This window comes from Nocardia violaceofusca NBRC 14427 (assembly GCF_963869435.1).
Taxonomy (GTDB): Bacteria; Actinomycetota; Actinomycetes; order Mycobacteriales; family Mycobacteriaceae; genus Nocardia; species Nocardia aobensis.
In genome coordinates this window covers 88,971-107,854 of sequence record NZ_CAWMPM010000028.1, presented here as the reverse complement: position 1 = coordinate 107,854, position 18,884 = coordinate 88,971, and the positions used below count along the sequence as shown (strand labels likewise).

Here is an 18,884-nt window from a genome sequence, read left to right as displayed (position 1 = left end):
TCGCCACGCAGGCGAGCTCGCAGGTTCGCTTTGTCGTTGCGGCGCTTCTCGTCAACCGCCGCGATGTCCTCGTTCACGCGCGCCCGCAGCCGCTTGAACAGGACCAGCGACAGCGGCATCGCCACGATCAGCGCGAACAGCAGCGCGACGATCAGCGGGATGTCGACGTTCACCACGTGCGCCACCACCAGGATGATCACGGCGATCACGGCGACGAGGGCCAGCCGGGCCAGGGTGTACAGCGCCAGGTTGCGCGCAAGCCGCCGACCCGCCGAGGCCGGGGCCCGATCGCTCGCGGCGTCGTCGGATCGGGATGCTTCACTCACACGACCAGGGTAGGCGACGCCGCCGCACCCGTTCCGACCTGCCCGGGTCCCGCCGCATTCGATCGCCGGATGTTCGCCGGCGCGACGTACTCAGCCGTACGTATATCCGTTTTGTCTATTACTTCCCCTTTACCAACGTTAGATCGTTCGAACACCTGGGGGTCCGGGTGCAACGATGTCGCTATCTGATGAGGGATCTGTCGATTACGGAAAGGTTTGCGAATGACTGCGATCACCGCGGCGAGCCGCACGTTGGGTTCCGTCAACGGCCAGGAGGCCCTCCTGACCCCGGGCCAGGTGGCGGCGCTGTTCCACGTCGATCCGAAAACGGTCACTCGGTGGGCACATGCCGGACGGCTGGGCTCGCTGCGCACCCCTGGCGGACATCGCCGCTTCCGTGAATCGGAGGTAATGCAGCTGCTGAAGTCGCTGACCACCGAGGCGACCCGCCCCTGAGTTCGAGGGCTCATTCTCGCGGTCACAGTGCGACAGGTACGTCCACGGGATTACCCTCGATGTCAGGAGGTGAGCGACGTGGCGTACCTGTTGGCACTCATCGCGGTCGTGGCTGTCGCGGTGCTGTGCTGGAAAGCGTTCGGACCGGAGCATGCGCCCCGGATCGGCATCGGACGGGGGCCCGAGAAGCGACGTCGAGTCGTGGGCCCCGATGACGACCCCGAATTCCTGTGGCGGATCTCCCGCCAACATCGCGACGGCGACCCGGGCACGGATCACTGACGCGCATATCCTCACCCGTGAGATGGCTTGCAGGCGCGGCTGATCAGCCGATGGAGCCCGCGGTGGCCAGCGCAGCCGAGACCGAATCGGCGCACGCGGGCAGGAGCGGCAGGCGCACATGCGCGCTCGGTATCCGGCCCTGCGCGGCGAGCACCCCTTTGACCACGGTCGGGTTGGCCTCGGCGAACAGCGCCCGCGCCAGCTCGACCAACCGGTTGCCGATTTTTCGTGCCGCCTCGATCCGTCCGTCCCGCCAGGCCGCGATCAACTCCGCATAGGCCGCGGGCGCCACATTCGAGCAGGTCAGAATGGCTCCCTGCGCGCCCATCGCCAGCAGCGGCGCCGCGTACAGGTCGTCGCCGCACAGCACCGTCGTCCGGTCACCGACCGCCGCCAGCCACGCGACCGTCGTCTCGTCCACGACACCCACGGCATGTTTGAACCCCGCGACGTTCGGCAGTTCGGCCAGTTCGGTCAATGTTTCCGGATCGAGCGGCCGACCCGTCCGATGCGGCACGTTGTAGATCAGCAGCGGCACCGGGCTCCGCTGCGCGAGCCGCCGGAAATGTTCCACCACGCCGCGCTGCGAGGGTTTCGTGTAGTACGGGACCACCGTGAGCGCCGCCGCGACTCGCTCGTCCAGCGCGGCCAGCGCGAGCTCGGAATCGGCCGTCGAATTGGAGCCGGTGCCCACGATCAGCGGCGCGTCACGCTCGGCGCAGACCTGGGCGCAGATGTCGACGACCCGGCGCTTCTCCTCCGCTGTCAGGGTGGCCGGCTCGCCGGTGGTGCCCAGGGCGACGATGCCGGAGGCACCCGCGTCGAGGACGTCGTGCGCGAGCCGGCCCAGAGCGTCGCAGGCCAGCTCGCCGTCCGCCGTGAACGGCGTGACGAGTGGAACGAAGAGACCGCTGAACGTCATGCCACCTACCCTCGTCTAGGCGTTGATTCAGGTCCAGTTCACAAATCTTCCGTCGAGATTAAGCTGAACTTATGCTCGATGTACGCCGCCTACGGCTGTTGCGGGAATTGGCCCATCGCCGAACGATTGCTGCGGTCGCCGAGGCCGTGTCCTACACCCCGTCGGCGGTATCCCAGCAGCTCACCGCGCTGGAACGCGAGGCAGGGGTCACGCTACTGGAACGCAGCGGCCGCCGCGTCACCCTCACCGCGGCGGCGCGCCGCCTGGTGGAGCACACGGAATCGGTCCTCGCGATCCTGGAGCAGGCGGAGGCCGAACTGGCCACCGCCGAACTCACCGGCGCCCTGCACATCGGCGCCTTCCCCACCGCCGTGCAGCGGATACTGCCGCATGCACTGGTCTCGCTCAGCCGTGCTCATCCGCGCTTGGAACTGCATGTGACGGAATTGGATCCGGCGGCCGTGCCCGCGGCACTGCGCGCCGGCGCGCTGGATATCGCACTCATCCAGGAGTACGACTACGTGCCCGCCGAACCGGAGGCCGGCCTGGAGACCGAACCGTTCCTGGAGGAACCGGTCTACCTGGCAGCCCGCACCACCCAGCCGCTGGCCGCCTACCGCGAGGCGGCCTGGATCTCCGGAACACCCGGCACCCTCTGCCACACCATGACCGTAAGAGCATGCGAGGCAGCGGGTTTCGTTCCTCGTATCCGCCACCGCTCCGACGATTTCGGCACGGTGCTCGCCCTGGTCGCCGCCGGCCAGGGCGTCGCCTTCATTCCGCAGCTCGCGATACCCCTGCATCCCGAAACCGACACCACCCCGATCGAATTGACCCCGCTCCCCATCCGCCGCCGCACTCGGATCGCCTACCGCGCCGGCACCCGCACCCACCCCACCATCTCCGCCGCCCGCACGGCCCTGCACGCCACCACCGGAACCATCCCGCCGGTGGACGAACTCACCTGAACTGCTCGAAGGCTCTGGCCGGTCAGAGGCCCCGGCCGTCGACCACCGTTCGGAGTTCTTCGGGATCCCAGAAATCTCGGACGCCCGGGAGGTCGGACAGGTAGCGCAGTATGCGGTCCGGAGGCCAGCCGTGGGATTCGCCGAGACCGCCGGCCAGCATGCTGAGGTACCGTGCGGACGGCTTGGTCAGATCGACGGTCAGCGGGCTGTCCGGGGCGGTGAAGGTCAGGACCGGGATGCCGTCGACGTCGTCCACATGCCAGAGCGTTTCGTAGTGGCCTTCGCCGAGTTGAAGCGAGCCGCGGCGAACCACCTCCTCGGGGTCGAAGACCGGCCCGTGTCCCGGTTGCCGGTGCATCTCTTGAGCCATCAGATCGCTGAACTGACCGACGGTCAGCAGGTAACCCCGCGCCGCCGCGCCGACCGGCCAGTCCATCGGCGGACGGTGGGCATAGAACGCCACACCCCCGCTCCACACCGGGCTCTGCCCTGCGAAATACACGCATCCGGGAAGTGACAGTGGGCAATTCCGCGCGGGCGGCGTGGGATCGCGGAAACCCCCGTAGAGACGCGGGGTGCCCGGTGGATTGCCGCCCGCCCGGTAGTAGGCGAACCGCTTCTCGAACAGATTCGATCCGTAAGCGGCGTACCACACGCGGACCGCGGTCATCGGAGCTCGGTTCCTTCCGGAATGGCCACATCCCGACCATACGGGAGGGCAGGGCGCGACCTTCGGCACCTGGGGGCCGCCGACCTTATTCCCGCAGGTCTTCGATGCGGCGGCGCAGGTGATCGAGTAATTTCTCCGGATCGTCGAACTCCGCGGGATCGATGGGCGTGCCGAAATGGATGCGCACCTGCTGGCGGCGGTCGAATGCGGGGCCGTCGCCTCGATTGCGGCGCATCGGCAGCACTCGGTCGGTGCCCGTGGTGCCCACCGGAACGATCGGAACTCCGGTCGCCAGAGCCAGTTTCGCCACGCCCGGCTTGTACGGCTCGGTGTCGCCCGATGCGACCAGCCGCCCTTCCGGATAGATGATCAACACCCCGCCGTACCGCAGAATCTGTTCCGCCTGTGCCATCGCCGACTGTCCGGACACACTGTCGCGCCGCACCACCGGAATATGACCCAGTCGCCGCACCAACCACCCGACCACCGGCCACGACCACAACTCGGCCATCGCGATGGCAATTGCCCTGCGCCGCAACGCACCCCACAGGAACACCGCGTCCAGCATCGAGATGTGGTTGCTCGCCACGATCACCGGACCCGCCTTCGGCACCAGTTCTCGCCCCACCACGGTGACGTGCACGAAGTTCGACCACGCCAGCGTGCGCAGAATCCGCCGCACGAACTGCGTGGTGAGCCATGCCCGCTTGCCCAACCCCTTGGGCCGACGCCCGGATCGTTCGCGCCGACGCCCTGATTGTTCGCTCATTTCAACCCCCCGATTCCCACCGAACGAACTCGATTCTCCCACGGGGCACCGACATGTTCGGGGCCCTGTTGTCCGACGAGGTTTGCACGATTGATTCGGGCTCGAGCCATCAGCACCTGCGCCACCTCACTATCGTGGACGAGTGAGTATCAGCACGAACGACGATCCGCGCGGTACGAGCGCGCGGGATCGGCGGCGGGCGGAGCTGCGCGAATATCTGCGCAGCCGCCGTGAACGGCTCACGCCCGCCGAGGTGGGACTGCCGGAGGCCGGGCGGCGGCGCACTCCCGGGTTGCGGCGTGAAGAGGTCGCCGTGCTGGCCGGGGTCGGCGTGTCCTGGTACACGTGGCTCGAGCAGGGGCGCGATATAAAGGTCTCGGGCGAGGTGCTCGACGCCGTGGCCCGCGCGCTGCTGCTCGACGAGGCCGAGCGCGCACATCTGTATCGCCTCTCCGGCCTCAATCCTCCGCAGCGCGAGGCCGCGCCGTCGGTCCCGGCCTCTCCACAGATGCAGGCGTTGCTGGACGCATGGGCTCCGCGCCCGGGATACATCCGGGACCGGCATTGGAATTTCACCGCCGTCAACGACGCCGCCCGCCGCGTGTTCGGTTACGGCGACACCGACCACAACTGCCTGGTGTCCTACTTCACCAATGCCCGCTACCGCGTCCTGCACCAGCAGTGGGCGGAGAATGCGCCGGGCGTGGCGGCCGGGTTCCGCGCCGACTCCGCCCGCTATCCCGACGATCCCGAATTCGACCGCATCGCAACCGATCTCGCGCAGGTCAGCCCGGAGTTCGCCGAGCTCTGGGCCCGGCACGACGCCGCCGAACACAGCGTCGCGGTAAAGGCCGTCGAACATCCCGACGTGGGCTTGCTGATCTTCGACGCCACATTGTTCCCGGTGCCCGACCACCCCGGCCACCACCTGATCCTGCACAATCCGCGCCCCGGCACCGACACCGCCGAACGCCTGGAACGGCTGTTGCAGCCTGGTGGTCTCACACCCAGGATGAGCTGACACTGCCTCCTCGCCTGCCGCGCGCCGAGGATCATCCTCATGAGCAATGCACAGATGCGGGCGATCACCATCCCCGAATTCGGTCCGGCGGAGGTACTGCGGCCCGCCACCGTCGACATCCCGGAACCCGGCCCGGGCCAGGTGTCCATCGACGTCGCCTACGCGGGAGCCAACTTCGCCGAGGTGTTGTACCGGCAGGGCGTGGTCGGTGTGCCGTTGCCGTTCGTGCCGGGTATCGAGGTCTCGGGCCGGATCCGTGCCGTCGGACCGGACGTGACGGGCCTGACGGTCGGGCAGCCGGTCGCGGCGCTGACCATCGTCGACAGTGGCGGTTACGCCGAGGTCGTGGTCACCTCCGCCGCCGTGGTCGCACCGCTCGACGGCCTCGACCTGAGCCTCGATATCGCGGCGGCGTTGCCGTCCAACAGCACCACCGCCTTTCTCGTTCTCGATCGCGTGGCGCGGATCGAACCCGGCGAGAGTGTGCTGGTCCATGCGGCGGCCGGCGGCGTCGGCAGCCAGCTCGGCCAGGCCGCACGATTGCTCGGTGCGGGCCGGGTGGTCGGCAGCGTCGGCAGCGCCGAGAAGATCGACGTAGCTCGGTCCTTCGGCTACGACGAGGTGATCCTGCGCGAGAACATCTCCGGCGCAGGTGAGTTCGACATCGTGGTCGATATGGTCGGCGGCCCGGCCCGTCGTGCGAGCCTGGACCGGCTACGCCCGCTGGGCCGAATGATCGTGATGGGCAACGCTTCCGGCGCCGAAGACGTCGGAGTTTCCGCGAACGAGCTGTGGTTCACCAACAAAACCGTCTCCGGATTCAATCTCGCCGCCTTCGCCGCCGCCTACCCCGCCGACGCCGGAGCGGCGCTGCGCCGGGCCGTCGAGGCCGCCGCCCGCGGGGCGCTTCGCGTCCAGGTCGAGTCCCTGCCCTTCGACCAGGTTGTCGAGGCGCATCGACGCATCGAATCAGGTTCCAGCACAGGCAAAATAGTATTGGCGGCGGCGAGGGGATGACGCCGGGGCGACGTGCGGATTCCCGTCGGTGCGCGGGTCGCTGGTCGCGGTGGGTGGTGTGCGGGCCACGGTGCGCGGGTGGCGGGTCACGGGTCGCCGTTTGCGGTCGCGGCGCGCGGGTACTGCTGAGAAGCCGCACACCGGAATCTATTTCGGCCCGGAAGCTCGCGGCACAGGAGGAGTGATCATGAACTTGTTGCTGGCTGCCGCCCACACCGATCCGGAAGCGGCCGGATTCATCCTGCGCGGCGTCAAAGGAATCTTCGTCGCCATCGGCAGCATCATCGCCGCGTTCATTTGCGCCGCCATCGCCGCCGCCAAGGGCCGCAATCCGTTCGGCTGGGGGTTACTGGGACTGTTCTTCAGCATCCTGACCCTCATCGTGGTCGTCGTCATCCCGAGCAAGAAGTCCTGAAAGTTCCTCGCGCACAATTCGCCCCGGCAACCCGTTATCCGGGGCGAATTCTGCACGCGCTTCATGACGGTCTCCCGGTGTCGATGAATCCGCATGACGTCGGAGGTAATGGACTTGCGGCCTCCGCGCGGGCAGGGTCGACAGAGTGAACGATTCCGCTGCCACCCGCACCGTCGTCGAAGATCTGCTGACCCGCATGGCGGGCGGCGATCCGGAAACTATTGCCGCGCTGTACGCCCCGGCGAGCGACTGGAAACTGAACTGGCCGGAGGACGAGCACGGCCGCGCCGCCACCCCGTGGATCACACACCGCTCCACCCGCGCCGACGCGGCCGCGCATTTCCGCGAGATCGCTGAACACCATGTGCCCGAAGAGGCCGGCACGGTGGTCGAACGCATTCTCGTCGACGGCCCGGATGCGGTGGTCCTGGGCGAGATCCGCCAAACCGCACGCGCAACCGGGCGCCCCTACCGCGCCCGCTTCGCCCTTCACCTCACGGTGGAGGACGGCCTGATCACCCGCCACCACGTCTACGAGGACAGCCTTGCCGTCGCCCGGGCGTTCGCCCCGGACACCACGACCGTCGCCGCGCCGTGAAGTCTCGACTGCCGTGGGCCGAGACATGCGTTCGGGGCGGGCGAACCCTGAACTAATCGTGCAAACCTCGCCGATATTTCGAGTTTTCTGCATTTTTCGCGGCGGTTTGCACGAATAGTTCACCCACCACCGCACCCCGACGCACGCGAAGGCGAAGAACGGAGGGGTTTCGCTAGAGCCCCGCCCCGATCCACGCCGCGAATCCCAGCAACCCCTCGGATTGACGGCGCTGCGCCGCCGCGATGCCGTACACGGTCTCGCGAACCGAAGGATGCAGCCGCGTCTGCTGCGGTGCGGCGGCGCGGGCCTTGTTGAGCGCGGCCAGCGCTCGATCCGGTTTACCCGACATCAGCCACGCGCGCGCGTTGTCCTGCCAGTGGTGGCCGACGCGCGGCGCGGCGACGTCGGACGGTATCCGCAGTTCCGCTCCCTCACGCGCCGCTCTGCCCGGATCACCAGCTTCCAACTCCACGGCACAGGCATGGATTTCGACGTTGCCCGGGCCGAAATCCGTTGTGTACAAATCGCTCTCATGGCTCATCGGCCGCGCGATGTCACGCGCGGCGGCGATGTGGTCCTGCGCGAGTTCCAGACGACGGCCGCGCGCGGCCACGATCGCTGCCCGCAGGTGTCCGTAGCCGCGCAAAACCCGTTCTCCCTCGGTGGCACCGGGGACCAACGCCATTCCTCGTTCCACCAAATTCATTGCCACATCGGTTGAATCGTGCGCCATGAGTAGCCGCGAGCGCTTCATCAAACTGCGAACAGCAAAGCCGGGGTCGTCGGCGCGCGACGCGACGGTATCGAGCCGATCGAGTACCAGAGCGGTCAACGACGAGTATCCGAGCCGGCAGCATGCCCCTTCCGCGGCGATGTAGGCCGCGCACAGCATGCCGTACACAGCGGCGCGCTCGGCATCGTCGGAAGCCGTCTCGGCGGCACCGTGCAGTCGTCGAATCAGGTTCGGCAGCAACGCAAGAGCGCGACGCGTCCGATCGTTGTGCAACGCAGCTTCGACGGAGTCGAGTTCCGCGCGCAACTCCGCGGCGGTCGTCGGCTCCAGTGCCTGCACATACGAACCTTCGGCAAGTACGGCGCGCAGCTCCGGAAGGCCTTCGAGGGGTCCGTCCTCTTCGAGCGTCTCGAGATAGGGCGTGCCCTGCAACCTGTCCGGGTCTATCCCCAACGCCCTGGATACCGCCGCAATGAACCCCGGTGAGGCAACCTCTCGCCCCTGCTCGACCGCCTTCACCATCGACAGCGAATAGTTCGCGCGCGCCGCCAACTGACGCTGCCCCAGTCCCGCGATCTTGCGCTCGGATGCGATCCGCCGCCCCACGTGTTCGCCCATGCTCCGAGAGTAGATCGATACCGCCGCGCTGTCCCCCTGTCCCTTCACTGGTCTTCGGCGCCCCTACCTGCGCCGAATCTGACATACACAGACAGGAGGGTAGGGATGAGAACACGTCCGACAGCGCTGGCCTGGATCGACCCGGAGGTCAGCACCGCGCCGAACTGGGATGCGGCACAGGTGAAACGGCTCGCCCGGCACCTCGGTTACACGCTGCTCTGGCCGGTGCCGCATCGGACCATTCCGCTGCTCGACCAGATCCGCACGGCCGACGTGGATGCGATCGTCATGCCCACACCCGCCCATCTCGACGCCCGCACCCTCGACCTGATCATGCACCTCGCGGATGTCGAAACCGCGTGCCCTCGCCTGTCTTTCGCACGATGGCACGCCTCCGGAGCTCGCGCGTGAATCCATCCGAGCGCGCCGTCCTGCGCACACTCGCGCCGGGCGGCCTTCTCACCACCGCCCAACTGCAACGAGCCACGGCGCACACCACGCGAAGCATCCGCAACGCCCTGGCCCGCCTGCACGCGCGCGGCCTGGTCGTCCCGAGCCGAGACCGCTGCCGATGGCAACTGAGCCCGCGCGGTCGCGCCGTCGCGGCATCGATCCGGTGATCGGCCTGCTGATCGCCGCGGGAATTCCGACAACCGTATTGCTGTGGGCCGCATGCTGTCCGACCCGCACAGGCGAAACCTTGATCCGGCCGACGCGCCCGCACGCGGCAGACGATCTCCACGGCACCGGATCCTCATCGACGGTGACATCAGCGAAGATTCCGCGACGCAGTGACCGCCGACGTCCACCGTCGGAGGTCGGCGCAGCACAAGAAGAGGCAGTGCCCCACCCGCTGGGCGGCTCAGACCCACAGAAGTGGGGCACCGGTTCTTCCCCTGACAACGGAGGCCGACGTATCCGCTCCCCATGGAGGGCAACCTCCGCGCACACACCGTAACCGGTATGAGGCCTCCGGTTAGGTCGCATTAATGCGATTGCAATGAATCGTTACCTGCCCGTCGAAGCCGAGCCGCGACCCCGCAGGTACGAGGAACACAGCGTCTACGCAGCTTGACATGACCTTGCAGGACCTGCATCCGCCGTGTCGGTACCTGACACCAAGGTCGCAAGATTGCGCGATACGGTTGGGAAACCCTTGCACGCCGCGGTGACGTCGGCATCTCGGCGGAACCGGTACGAGTCCTTCGGTCACGGCGGCACCGACGTTCGGCCCTACCGGCGCGACGGATGCGGTGCATACGGTCGAGGCACGAGCGGCGCCGGAAGTCGCATCCGCGGCGAACACGGCGCCGATTCTCCAGCGAAGGCACGCCGATGACGGACACGCGCGAATCTCACCTCAGCCAGTCCGACCTGTTCTCGTGGAGCATGGAGCGCGACGCGGTCCTGCGCTCGACGATCGTCTCGGTCGTGATGCTCGACGCCGAGCCCGACTGGGAACGACTGGTGCAGGCCGTCGATCGCGGCACCCGGGTGGCGCCCCGCTTCCGGGATCGGCTGGTCGCCCTGCCGGCCGGTCTCGCTCCGCCGCGCTGGGAAGCCGATCCCGGCTTCGACCTGTCCTGGCATATGCGCCGGGTCGCACTGCCGGCCGCGCTCGACCGGACGGCGGTGTTCGAGTTCGCCCGTGTCGAGGCCATGACGGCCTTCGACCCGGTCCGCCCGTTGTGGCAGGTGACCGTGCTCGGCGATGTGGCCGGCGGCGGTAGCGCGCTGGTGCTCAAGGTGCATCACTGCCTGACCGACGGCTTGGGCGGCATCCAATTGGCCAACGAGATCGTCGATTTCACCCGCTCCGGCGGCGAACCTCGGCCGGACCCGGAGCCCGCCCCGGAAAGCCGCGGTGGACTGGCCGACATCGTCGGATGGAACTGGGCGGTGGGATCGGAGTTGCTGCGCGGCGGCCTCGCGCACGTGCTGCCGTTGGCCCGCCACGCCCTGACCCACCCGGTAGGTACCGTGCGCGACGGGGTGGGGCTGGCCGTCTCGATCGGCAAACTGGCGCGACCGGTGGTCGGCACCCTCTCTCCCGTGATGACGAAACGTGGTCTGGCGCGCCACCTTTCGACCCTCGACGTCCCGCTCGAACCGCTGCGCCGCGCCGCGCACACGGTCGGCTGCACCCTCAACGACGCCTTCCTGGCCGGGGTGGTCATCGGGCTGCACCGCTATCACGAAGTGCACGAAACGGAGGTCGAGCGGCTGCGGGTCACGATGCCGGTCAGCGTGCGCAAGGACACCGACCCGATCGGCGGAAATCGCATCACTCTGGTGAGATTCGCGCTGCCGGCCGGCATCACCGACCCGGCCGCGCTGATGCCCGTGCTGGACGCCATGGTCGTCGGCTGGCGGCACGAACCGGCGATCCCCTATTCGGCCGCCGTCGCCGCCACGCTGAACCGGCTACCGGTCGCGATCGTCACGGCGATGCTCAAGCACGTGGACTTCGTCGCCTCGGACGTGCCCGGCTCCCCCGTACCCATCTACATCGCCGGCGCCGCCGTCGAGCGCATGTACGCCTTCGGCCCCACTATCGGCACGGCGTTCAACGTCACCCTCATCTCACACACCGACACCTGCTGTGTGGGCATCAACGCCGATACCGCCGCCGTGCCGGACGTGGAAGTCTTCACCGACTGTCTCGCCGAAGGTTTCCACACCGTCCTCGAACTGGGTGGAGGCTAGTTCAGCCCCGCGTAGCTGTGCAGCCCGCTCACCACGATGTTGATGATGAAAAGGTTGAACAGCATGGCGACGAAACCGGCCACGTTGATCCAGGCGGCCTTGGTTTCGCGCCAGCCGGAGGTCGCGCGGGCGTGCAGGTAGGCGGCGTAGATGACCCAGGCGATGAAGGAGACGGTTTCCTTGGGGTCCCAGCCCCAGAAGCGGCCCCACGCGCTTTCGGCCCAGATGGCGCCGAGGATGATGCCGGTGCCGAAGAGAGGGAAGGCCACGACCGTCGTGCGGTAGGCGAGGCGGTCGAGGGTGCGGGCGTCGGGCAGGCGGCGGGCGAGGGCGCCGAGCGGGTTGCTCGATTCCTGCCCCTCGGGCTGGTTCATACGCAGCAGGAACAGCAGGCTCGCCACACCGGAGAGCATGAAGATGCCGCTGCCGATGCTGACGATGGTGACGTGGATCGGCAGCCAGTACGACTTCAGCGCCGGAACCACGGGCGCGGCGTCGGCGTAGAGTACCTGGCCGGCCAGGAACATCAGGATCAGCACCGGGACCAGCAGGAAGACCCACATCGCGCGGTACCGGCGGTCGTGGATGAAGACCAGGCCGGTAACCATCGCGGCCGCGGTCGCCATGGTGATGAACTCGTACATGTTGCCGAGCGGGAAGCGGTGGGTCGCGAATCCGCGCAACACGATCGAGGCCAGATGCAGGCCGATCGCGACGAAGAGGACCGCGAACGCCATATTGCCGAGTTGCTCCGCCAGCGAACGCTTCGGCGCGGGCTCCAGCTTGCCGGGGACGAGCGGCCGGTCGGCGCTCACGCCACCGGAGGCGCCCACGCCGACCAGTTCGCGCTCACGCTCCTGCGCGCTGGTCACCTTCTTCTTCGCGGAGGCGTACTGCACGATCAGCATCGCCAGCACCAGCAGGTAGACGACGAACGCCGTCTTGAAGGCGAGATTGCTGTAACCGGCGAGTGTTTCGTCGATCGGCATGTTCACTCTCCCGTGCTCTCGGTCCGGGCGACCGGGCGCTGATCCGTGGGGCTGCCGGTGTCGGTGCGGTCGGAGCCGAGCAGCCGTGTCAGCAAGCGGTCGAACTCGCCGCCCCAGCCCGCCTGGTCGGTGCGGGCCAGCCCACCCATTTCTACTACAGTACGTCGTTCACCGGAACGGTCGTCGTCCGGGCCTTCCGGATAGGCGCGCAACCAGATCCGCCGCCGCTTGACCACCAGCGAGACCAGCAGACCTGCCATCATCGTCAACGCGCACACCAGCACCCAGCTCTGCGCCGGATCGTGGGAGACCTGCAGATTCGCGTACTGCTGCGCGCCGTCGAAGGTGACCTTGGTGCCGTCGGCCAGCGTGGCCGATTCACCGGGCCGCAGATTGACGCGCTGCTGCTTCGTCAGCCGGCCCTGTTTGATCATCTCCGGATCGAGCGAGAACAACGACTGCGCGCGTCCGGTGTCGAGTCCGGTCTCGCCGCGGTAGATGTCGATCGCCACCGCCGGATCGGTCAGGCCCGGATACGAGGAGGTCAGCAGGCTGCCGTGCATCAGCGCGGTGGGGGCGAACAGGCCCTCGATCGCGATCTGGTTCTTGCGCCGCTCGTCCTCGCTGCCGTACATGCCGCCCGGCGGGTCGAATCGCATCACACCGCTGGACAGGAAGGTGGCGCCGTCGTCGGGCCGCCACTGGATGGTCTCGGTGCGCTTCTGCCCGTTCGGATAGGTGACGGTGAAGGTGGGCGCGTAGCCGTGTCCCTGCAGGTAGACACGGTCGCCGGCGACGCGCAGCGGATGGTTGACCTGGATGGTGGTGTCACGCCAGGTGTCGGTCGCCAGATCCTCGCCGGTCTGATACGAGATGTCGGCGGTGAACATCTCGGCCTGCCCGTTGGGCAGGTAGTCGGCCTTGAAATCCTTGACGCGCACGCAGACCGGCGTCAGTCCGGTGCCGTCGTTGACCCGTCCGGCCTTGAAGGAATCGAAGACCGCCGGCGAGGTGGTGCAGAATCCGGGACCGCCGTCGGCGACGACGATCACGTTGCCCTCATAGCCGAACAGCTTGCCCGCCGCGATCGCGACCAGCAGGCCGACCAGGGCCAAGTGGAAGACCAGATTGCCCAGCTCGCGCAGATACCCCTTCTCCGCGGAGAGCGTCACCTCACCGGGACGGCCGTTGCGCACGCCGGATTCGTCCCGCACCACCGTGCGCCAGCCGCGCAGTCCGCGTCGCGCCTGCTCGATCGCCTCGGCGGGGGTGTCATCGGTGGTGGTCGCGGCGTGATGCGGCAGCCGGGACAGGTTGCGCGGCACCATGACCGGCGGTGTGCGCAGCGCCTTGTAGTGGTCGAAGACGCGCGGCACGATGCAGCCGACCAGCGAGACGAACAGCAGGGCGTAGATCGCGGTGAACCAGAAGCTGGAGAACACGTCGAACAGCTGCAGCCGGTCCATCCACGGACCGAGGGTGCCGCGATCGGCGATGTACTTGTCGACCTTCTGCGGGTTGAGACTGCGCTGCGGCAGCAACGCCCCCGGAATCGCCGCCAGCGCCAGCAGGAACAGCAGCATCAGCGCGGTGCGCATACTGGTCAATCCGCGCCAGGCGTTGCGCAGCAGTGCGAACGCGCGGCGCGGCAGCGACTGGCGCGGCGGCTTCGCGGCGGTGGACGGGGGCGTCATCGTGGCAGTCATGGGGCTCAGATCGGCAGGGTTACCTGGGAGACGAATACGTTGCGGATCCATCCGACGAACTGGTCCCACATCCCGGTGACCAGTGCGATGCCGACCACGACGAGCAGTACGCCGCCGATGATCTGGATGGTGCGCGAATTGCGCCGGAGCCAGCCGACTCCGCGCAGCGCGGTGGCCGATCCGAACGCGAGAATCACGAACGGCAGGCCGAGACCGAGGCAGTACGCCACGATCAGCGCGACACCGCGAGCGGCCGTCGCCCCCTCGGTGCCGGCGGATACGGCCATCACGCCGGACAGCGTCGGACCCAGGCACGGCGTCCAGCCGAGGGCGAACACCGCGCCCAGCAGCGGTGCGCCGACGATTCCGGTGAGCCGGCGCGGATGCATTCTGGTGTCACGCTGCAACATCGGCACCAGGCCGAGGAATACCAGCCCCATCATGATCGTCACCACGCCGCCGATGCGTTGCAGCAGTTCACGATTGACGTTCAGGGTCTGGATGACCCCGAAGACCGTGGCCGAGGCCAGCACGAATACCACGGTGAAACCGGCGACGAAGAGTCCGGCCGCACCCGCCACGCGCATCCGCCCGGCGCGCAGCGCGACGGCCGCGCTCTTGCCCTGGGCCTCGCCGACGGTGACCGGCGGCGCTTCGGCGCCCACGAGCCCGGCCAGATACGACAGATATCCCGGTACCAGCGGCACCACGCACGGCGACGCGAACGAGACCAGTCCGGCGAGCAGGCACGCGCCCAAGGCCAGCAGCAGCGGCCCGGTGGCCGCGGTCTGCTGGAACGATTCGCCCACCGAAGCCAACGCCGGCAAAGCCAACGCCGTCACTGCCGGCCCTCCTGCGCGACCTGATTCACCACCGGCAGCAGATCCTCGGCCAGCAACGACCGCAGGAAGACCGCGGCGACGCGATGCTGCCGATCCAGCACCAGCGTGGTGGGGATGACGCTGGTGGGGAATTTGCCGCCGAGCGCCAGCAGGCTGCGCATCTCGGGGTCGTAGATGGAGGGATAGCCGACATGGTTGTCGGTCACGAAGTCACGCGCCTTGTCTTCCTGCGGATCACGCACATTGATCCCCAGGAAGGCGACGCCCTTGTCCTTGGACTGTTCGTAGACCTGTTCCAGCGCGGGCGCTTCCGCGCGGCACGGCCCGCACCACTGGCCCCAGAGGTTCAGCACGACGACCTGATTCGGGAAGTCGTCGACCGAGACGGTCTTGCCGGTCAGCAGATTCGGTCCCGACAGGTGGCCGATCGTGCCGCGCGCGGCCGGTGGGTCGTACCGGATATCGGTCTTGCCACCGGGTGAGACGAAATCGAAGGTGCCGCCCTGGGCGACCGCGTCGTTACCCGACGAACAACCGGCCAGCGCGGCGACGACCGCCACGCAGGCCAGCAGCATCGGCAGCAGACGCCGGACCGCCCCGCTCACGCCCCGGTCACCCTGGGATCCGAGCCGCCGGACGGCTCGGAGTAGACGATGTCGATCAACGTATCGCCTTGGTACACAAGCGAAGTCAGCGAAGCCAGCGAGCACTGCCGCTGCCGCGGATCGTGCCACAGCCGCTTACCCTCCAGGAAGCGGCGCAGCGTCCACACCGGCAGCTGATGCGATACCACCACGGCCTCGTGCCCGGCGGCCTCCACCCGCGCCTTGTTGACGGCGGCGAGCATGCGATGCGCGATCTGCAGATACGGCTCCCCCCACGACGGGGTGAACGGATCGCGCAGCTTCCACCAGTGCCGCGGCTTGCGCAGCGCGCCGTCGCCGACCGATACCCGCAGGCCCTCGAAGGTGTTGCCGGCCTCGATGAGGTTGTCGTCGGTGCGCACGATCAGCCCGTGCTGTCCGGCGATCGGCGCGGCGGTCTCCTGGGCGCGCTGCAGCGGCGAGGCGACGACCAGGGCGATGTCGTGGTCGGCGAGAGTGCGCGCGACCGTCGCCGCCTGCGAACGGCCGGTCACCGAGAGACTGAAGCCGGGCAGGCGGCCGTAGAGGATGCCCTTGGGGTTGTGCACCTCGCCGTGGCGCATCACGTGGACGATCGTCTCGGTATCCGAGGCGACGTCACCGGGGAGCGAGGGAACCTTGCCGGCATCGGCTCCCGAGCCGGGCACGGGCGCCTGCGACGGTTCGGTGTCCTCGTTCACCGCGGCCGCACCGGTCGGTTCTTCGTGCGAGGGGGATTCTGTTGCGGCAGTGACGGATTCGAGCTGATCTGAGTCGCTCACGCGCGGGATCCTTCGGGTGTGGCGGCCGCGGCTGCCGCGGCGGCGGCGGGCAGTGCGGCAGCGATACGGTCGAATGCGTCCTCGTCGAGGGCGGCCGAGACGAACCAGGCCTCGAACGGGCTCGGCGGCGCGTAGACGCCACGCTCCAGCAGCGCGTGGAAGAAGGCCGGGAAACGCCAGGTGGCGGTGGCCTTGGCGGTCGCGTAGTCGGTAACCGGACCCTCGGCGAAGAACACGCTCACCATATTGCCCGCGAATTGCACGGTGTGCGGGACCCCCGCGGTGGTCAGAGCCTCGGTGATCAGGGATCCGAGTCGTTCGGCGTTGCGGTCGAGGGCCGCGTAGACGTCCGCGTCGGCGGCGCGCAGCGTGGCCAGACCGGCCGCCACCGCCACCGGATTACCCGAGAGCGTGCCCGCCTGATACACCGGCCCGATCGGCGCGAGGTGATCCATGACCTCGGCGCGGCCACCGAAGGCCGCGGCCGGGAGTCCGCCGCTCATCACCTTGCCGAAGGTGTACAGGTCGCCGGCCACCGGATCGCGGCCGTACCAGCCCGCGGCGCTGACGCGGAAGCCGGTCATCACCTCGTCCATGATCAGCAGGGCGCCGTGTTCGCTGGTCAGCTCGCGCAGGCCGGCGTTGAAACCGGGCAGCGGCGGGACCGCGCCCATATTGCCGGCGGCCGCCTCGGTGATCACGGCGGCGATCTGGCCCGGATATTCGGCGAAGGCCGTGGCGACGGCTTCGAGGTCGTTGTAGGGCAGTACGAGGGTGTCGGAGGCTTGCGCCCCGGTCACACCCGGCGAGGTGGGCAGACCCAGGGTGGCGACGCCGGAACCGGCATCGGCCAGCAACGCGTCGACATGGCCGTGATAGCAGCCCGCGAACTTGACGATCTTGCTGCGCCCGGTGAATCCGCGCGCCAGCCGCACCGCGCTCATGGTGGCCTCGGTGCCGGAGTTCACCAGCCGCACCCGCTGCACCGGATCGACCCGCGCGGCGATCGCCTCGGCCAGCTCGATCTCGGCCTCGGTCGGCGCGCCGAAGGACAGCCCGCTGGTGGCCGCCCGCTGCACCGCGTCCACGACGGCCGGGTGCGCATGTCCCAGGATCATCGGCCCCCAGGAACACACCAGGTCCACATAGTCGTTGCCGTCGGCGTCGGTGAGCGTGTACCCACGCGCCGAAGCGATGAATCGCGGGGTGCCGCCGACCGAATTGAAGGCCCGCACAGGCGAGTTCACACCGCCGGGGATGATCGCGGCGGCGCGTTCGAAGAGTCGGGCGGAGACCGGCACGTTTACCTGGGTCGCGCGCGGAGAAGAACTCACGACCACCAGTGTCGCAGCCCCCGCCGGAGCGGTCGACGACAGGGTGTAGTGGGGTGAGCCACCCCACAGGGCAAGCCGGCATATTGTACTCCCGCTCGCCCGACCAGCGGTTTGCCGAGAATTTCCTCACATTCGCCCGTCAGCGCCCGCAGCGCAACACGCGGCGTAAATTTCCTGCCATAAGGGTTGTGGCCTGGTTGCCCATGCGTAACCTCGTACCCACCATCACGCTCATCGCCGGGAGGGTCCATGCGCAAAGCAGTATTCGGGGTAGCCCTGTTGACAACCCTCGTCGGCTCCGTCGCGGCAGCGACCCAGGCCGCCGCCCTGACGCCCGTCGTCCAGCCCGAGCAGCAGCGCGCCGGAGTGATCCTCACCCACGACGAGACCGCCGCGCTCGGCGACGGGCCGATTCCGGCACTGGTCACGATGGTCGTTCCGGAGAGCCGGATCGGTGCGGGCCTGAAGCCGGACACCCAGCTCTATCACGATCAGAACGGCAACGTGCACGCCTCACTGCGGCAGGTGATCGAGGAGGCGGCGAGCCACCCGGACGGCAGCGTCGTGGTGATGGCGAACGTGCCCGGATCGCACGGCACGCGCCTGCTCGACGTCTTCCAGCAGTGGCACTGACCGAAGGTCTTCGACCGGCGCCGACCGAAGGTCTTCGACCGGCACTGACCGAAGGTCTTCGACCCGCACTGACCGCGCGGCGGCGGTTCAGGGCACCGGAACGCCCAGGCACAGCAGGGCATACCCGGTGGACAGCAGGCAATTCAGCGGCGTGGGAAGCAGATCCAGCAGTGAGGAAACCTGCCCGGCGCGCGGCGACACCGCAGTCGCGGCCACCGAATCGGCGACAACCGCGGCGGCTCGGCTCTGCGCGCCGGATACCTGCGGACCGGCCGGCTCCACAGTAACCGCCGAAGTGCCTGCGGCCGAAGGACTTTCAGGCGAGGCGGCGGCCACGGCCACCGGAGCCATACCGATCGCCGCGGCCGCGAGAATCGTGAACGAGGATTTCCGCACTGCTCGGGTGCGCGTCATGGTGCTCATTTTCCGGTAATACCCACAACACTCGATCCACTATCGGACGGCGCGCGGCGA

23 protein-coding genes are annotated in these 18,884 nt (G+C 68.2%); 11 read left to right on the top strand and 12 right to left on the bottom strand.

What is annotated here, in order from left to right:
* Positions 1 to 326: DUF4229 domain-containing protein (locus AC5592_RS23400; protein WP_063065429.1), on the bottom strand; the 326-nt coding region annotated here is incomplete at its 3' end.
* A 222-nt stretch (positions 327 to 548) separates the two neighbouring features.
* Between AC5592_RS23400 and AC5592_RS23395 the strand changes: the two genes are divergently transcribed.
* Together AC5592_RS23395 and AC5592_RS23390 are read left to right on the top strand one after the other, a co-directional pair.
* Positions 549 to 782, top strand: a complete 234-nt coding sequence (locus tag AC5592_RS23395) for a BldC family transcriptional regulator (protein WP_051025198.1) — start codon at positions 549 to 551, stop codon at positions 780 to 782.
* 78 nt (positions 783 to 860) lie between these two features.
* Positions 861 to 1,064, top strand: coding sequence for a hypothetical protein (locus tag AC5592_RS23390; protein WP_036506051.1), 204 nt, complete (start codon positions 861 to 863; stop codon positions 1,062 to 1,064).
* Between the two features lie 43 nt (positions 1,065 to 1,107).
* On the opposite strand, the gene dapA is transcribed toward AC5592_RS23390, so the two are convergent.
* Positions 1,108 to 1,986 carry a 4-hydroxy-tetrahydrodipicolinate synthase gene (gene dapA / locus AC5592_RS23385; RefSeq protein WP_063065428.1) on the bottom strand — a complete coding sequence of 293 codons (879 nt, stop codon included), beginning with the start codon at positions 1,984 to 1,986 and terminating at the stop codon, positions 1,108 to 1,110.
* Positions 1,987 to 2,057: 71 nt separating this feature from the next.
* On the opposite strand from dapA, the gene AC5592_RS23380 reads away from it, so the two are divergent.
* Complete coding sequence (locus AC5592_RS23380; RefSeq protein ID WP_036505962.1) at positions 2,058 to 2,954, top strand: LysR family transcriptional regulator; 897 nt, start codon at positions 2,058 to 2,060, stop codon at positions 2,952 to 2,954.
* 22 nt (positions 2,955 to 2,976) lie between these two features.
* On the opposite strand, the gene AC5592_RS23375 is transcribed toward AC5592_RS23380, so the two are convergent.
* Positions 2,977 to 3,624, bottom strand: coding sequence for a hypothetical protein (locus tag AC5592_RS23375; RefSeq protein WP_063065427.1), 648 nt, complete (start codon positions 3,622 to 3,624; stop codon positions 2,977 to 2,979).
* 85 nt (positions 3,625 to 3,709) lie between these two features.
* Complete coding sequence (locus AC5592_RS23370; RefSeq protein WP_063065426.1) at positions 3,710 to 4,393, bottom strand: lysophospholipid acyltransferase family protein; 684 nt, start codon at positions 4,391 to 4,393, stop codon at positions 3,710 to 3,712.
* A gap of 142 nt (positions 4,394 to 4,535) precedes the next feature.
* Between AC5592_RS23370 and AC5592_RS23365 the strand changes: the two genes are divergently transcribed.
* The 4 genes from AC5592_RS23365 (at position 4,536) to AC5592_RS23350 (ending at position 7,444) form a co-directional block, all read left to right on the top strand.
* A complete protein-coding gene (locus tag AC5592_RS23365) occupies positions 4,536 to 5,414 on the top strand; it encodes a helix-turn-helix transcriptional regulator (RefSeq protein ID WP_232329508.1) in 879 nt (292 codons plus the stop codon).
* Between the two features lie 39 nt (positions 5,415 to 5,453).
* Positions 5,454 to 6,431: a quinone oxidoreductase family protein gene (locus AC5592_RS23360; protein ID WP_036505967.1), complete on the top strand. Its 978-nt coding sequence runs from the start codon at positions 5,454 to 5,456 to the stop codon at positions 6,429 to 6,431.
* Positions 6,432 to 6,618: 187 nt separating this feature from the next.
* Complete coding sequence (locus AC5592_RS23355) at positions 6,619 to 6,846, top strand: deoxyribodipyrimidine photolyase (RefSeq protein WP_227463165.1); 228 nt, start codon at positions 6,619 to 6,621, stop codon at positions 6,844 to 6,846.
* A gap of 145 nt (positions 6,847 to 6,991) precedes the next feature.
* Positions 6,992 to 7,444, top strand: coding sequence for a nuclear transport factor 2 family protein (locus AC5592_RS23350; protein WP_084507043.1), 453 nt, complete (start codon positions 6,992 to 6,994; stop codon positions 7,442 to 7,444).
* Positions 7,445 to 7,616: 172 nt separating this feature from the next.
* On the opposite strand, the gene AC5592_RS23345 is transcribed toward AC5592_RS23350, so the two are convergent.
* A complete protein-coding gene (locus AC5592_RS23345) occupies positions 7,617 to 8,795 on the bottom strand; it encodes a helix-turn-helix domain-containing protein (protein ID WP_036505970.1) in 1,179 nt (392 codons plus the stop codon).
* Between the two features lie 105 nt (positions 8,796 to 8,900).
* Here AC5592_RS23345 and AC5592_RS23340 point away from each other — a divergent pair, with 105 nt between their 5' ends.
* The 3 genes from AC5592_RS23340 to AC5592_RS23330 all read left to right on the top strand — a co-directional run bounded on the left by AC5592_RS23340 (position 8,901) and on the right by AC5592_RS23330 (position 11,501).
* Positions 8,901 to 9,206: a hypothetical protein gene (locus AC5592_RS23340; protein WP_036505972.1), complete on the top strand. Its 306-nt coding sequence runs from the start codon at positions 8,901 to 8,903 to the stop codon at positions 9,204 to 9,206.
* Positions 9,203 to 9,415, top strand: a complete 213-nt coding sequence (locus AC5592_RS23335) for a MarR family transcriptional regulator (protein ID WP_036505974.1) — start codon at positions 9,203 to 9,205, stop codon at positions 9,413 to 9,415. The genes AC5592_RS23340 and AC5592_RS23335 overlap by 4 nt, the downstream gene beginning before the upstream one ends.
* Positions 9,416 to 10,130: 715 nt before the next feature.
* On the top strand, positions 10,131 to 11,501 hold the full coding sequence (locus tag AC5592_RS23330; RefSeq protein ID WP_063065424.1) for a wax ester/triacylglycerol synthase domain-containing protein: 1,371 nt from the start codon (positions 10,131 to 10,133) through the stop codon (positions 11,499 to 11,501).
* Here AC5592_RS23330 and ccsB read toward each other — a convergent pair.
* From ccsB to hemL, 6 genes are all read right to left on the bottom strand, one after another.
* Positions 11,498 to 12,490: a c-type cytochrome biogenesis protein CcsB gene (gene ccsB, locus AC5592_RS23325; RefSeq protein WP_036505978.1), complete on the bottom strand. Its 993-nt coding sequence runs from the start codon at positions 12,488 to 12,490 to the stop codon at positions 11,498 to 11,500. The two genes, AC5592_RS23330 and ccsB, sit on opposite strands and share 4 nt — an antisense overlap.
* A gap of 2 nt (positions 12,491 to 12,492) precedes the next feature.
* Positions 12,493 to 14,196, bottom strand: coding sequence for a cytochrome c biogenesis protein ResB (resB, locus tag AC5592_RS23320; RefSeq protein ID WP_063065423.1), 1,704 nt, complete (start codon positions 14,194 to 14,196; stop codon positions 12,493 to 12,495).
* Positions 14,197 to 14,201: 5 nt separating this feature from the next.
* Positions 14,202 to 15,038: a cytochrome c biogenesis CcdA family protein gene (locus AC5592_RS23315; protein WP_063065422.1), complete on the bottom strand. Its 837-nt coding sequence runs from the start codon at positions 15,036 to 15,038 to the stop codon at positions 14,202 to 14,204.
* The gene (locus tag AC5592_RS23310) at positions 15,035 to 15,613 is read right to left on the bottom strand and encodes a TlpA disulfide reductase family protein (protein WP_036506059.1); all 579 of its coding nucleotides are present in this window, start codon (positions 15,611 to 15,613) and stop codon (positions 15,035 to 15,037) included. Before AC5592_RS23310 ends, AC5592_RS23315 begins: the two co-directional genes overlap by 4 nt.
* 26 nt (positions 15,614 to 15,639) lie before the next feature.
* On the bottom strand, positions 15,640 to 16,245 hold the full coding sequence (locus AC5592_RS23305; protein WP_051025203.1) for a histidine phosphatase family protein: 606 nt from the start codon (positions 16,243 to 16,245) through the stop codon (positions 15,640 to 15,642).
* Between the two features lie 194 nt (positions 16,246 to 16,439).
* Positions 16,440 to 17,777, bottom strand: coding sequence for a glutamate-1-semialdehyde 2,1-aminomutase (hemL, locus tag AC5592_RS23300; RefSeq protein ID WP_036506061.1), 1,338 nt, complete (start codon positions 17,775 to 17,777; stop codon positions 16,440 to 16,442).
* A 249-nt stretch (positions 17,778 to 18,026) separates the two neighbouring features.
* Here hemL and AC5592_RS23295 point away from each other — a divergent pair, with 249 nt between their 5' ends.
* Positions 18,027 to 18,410 carry a hypothetical protein gene (locus tag AC5592_RS23295; RefSeq protein ID WP_036505981.1) on the top strand — a complete coding sequence of 128 codons (384 nt, stop codon included), beginning with the start codon at positions 18,027 to 18,029 and terminating at the stop codon, positions 18,408 to 18,410.
* 87 nt (positions 18,411 to 18,497) lie between these two features.
* Here the strand turns inward: AC5592_RS23295 and AC5592_RS23290 are convergent, their stop codons facing one another.
* On the bottom strand, positions 18,498 to 18,833 hold the full coding sequence (locus tag AC5592_RS23290; RefSeq protein WP_036505982.1) for a hypothetical protein: 336 nt from the start codon (positions 18,831 to 18,833) through the stop codon (positions 18,498 to 18,500).
* Positions 18,834 to 18,884: the final 51 nt, after the last annotated feature.

Coding starts and splice junctions, on each gene's coding strand:
- AC5592_RS23360 (WP_036505967.1), top strand. CDS start 5,454: ATGAGCAATGCACAGATGCGGGCGATCACCATCCCCGAATTCGGTCCG.
- AC5592_RS23345 (WP_036505970.1), bottom strand. CDS start 8,795: ATGGGCGAACACGTGGGGCGGCGGATCGCATCCGAGCGCAAGATCGCG.
- AC5592_RS23305 (WP_051025203.1), bottom strand. CDS start 16,245: ATGCGCCACGGCGAGGTGCACAACCCCAAGGGCATCCTCTACGGCCGC.
- ccsB (WP_036505978.1), bottom strand. CDS start 12,490: ATGCCGATCGACGAAACACTCGCCGGTTACAGCAATCTCGCCTTCAAG.
- AC5592_RS23380 (WP_036505962.1), top strand. CDS start 2,058: ATGCTCGATGTACGCCGCCTACGGCTGTTGCGGGAATTGGCCCATCGC.
- resB (WP_063065423.1), bottom strand. CDS start 14,196: ATGACTGCCACGATGACGCCCCCGTCCACCGCCGCGAAGCCGCCGCGC.
- AC5592_RS23375 (WP_063065427.1), bottom strand. CDS start 3,624: ATGACCGCGGTCCGCGTGTGGTACGCCGCTTACGGATCGAATCTGTTC.
- AC5592_RS23295 (WP_036505981.1), top strand. CDS start 18,027: ATGCGCAAAGCAGTATTCGGGGTAGCCCTGTTGACAACCCTCGTCGGC.
- AC5592_RS23330 (WP_063065424.1), top strand. CDS start 10,131: ATGACGGACACGCGCGAATCTCACCTCAGCCAGTCCGACCTGTTCTCG.
- AC5592_RS23340 (WP_036505972.1), top strand. CDS start 8,901: ATGAGAACACGTCCGACAGCGCTGGCCTGGATCGACCCGGAGGTCAGC.
- AC5592_RS23370 (WP_063065426.1), bottom strand. CDS start 4,393: ATGAGCGAACAATCAGGGCGTCGGCGCGAACGATCCGGGCGTCGGCCC.
- dapA (WP_063065428.1), bottom strand. CDS start 1,986: ATGACGTTCAGCGGTCTCTTCGTTCCACTCGTCACGCCGTTCACGGCG.
- AC5592_RS23395 (WP_051025198.1), top strand. CDS start 549: ATGACTGCGATCACCGCGGCGAGCCGCACGTTGGGTTCCGTCAACGGC.
- AC5592_RS23290 (WP_036505982.1), bottom strand. CDS start 18,833: ATGAGCACCATGACGCGCACCCGAGCAGTGCGGAAATCCTCGTTCACG.
- AC5592_RS23355 (WP_227463165.1), top strand. CDS start 6,619: ATGAACTTGTTGCTGGCTGCCGCCCACACCGATCCGGAAGCGGCCGGA.
- AC5592_RS23310 (WP_036506059.1), bottom strand. CDS start 15,613: ATGCTGCTGGCCTGCGTGGCGGTCGTCGCCGCGCTGGCCGGTTGTTCG.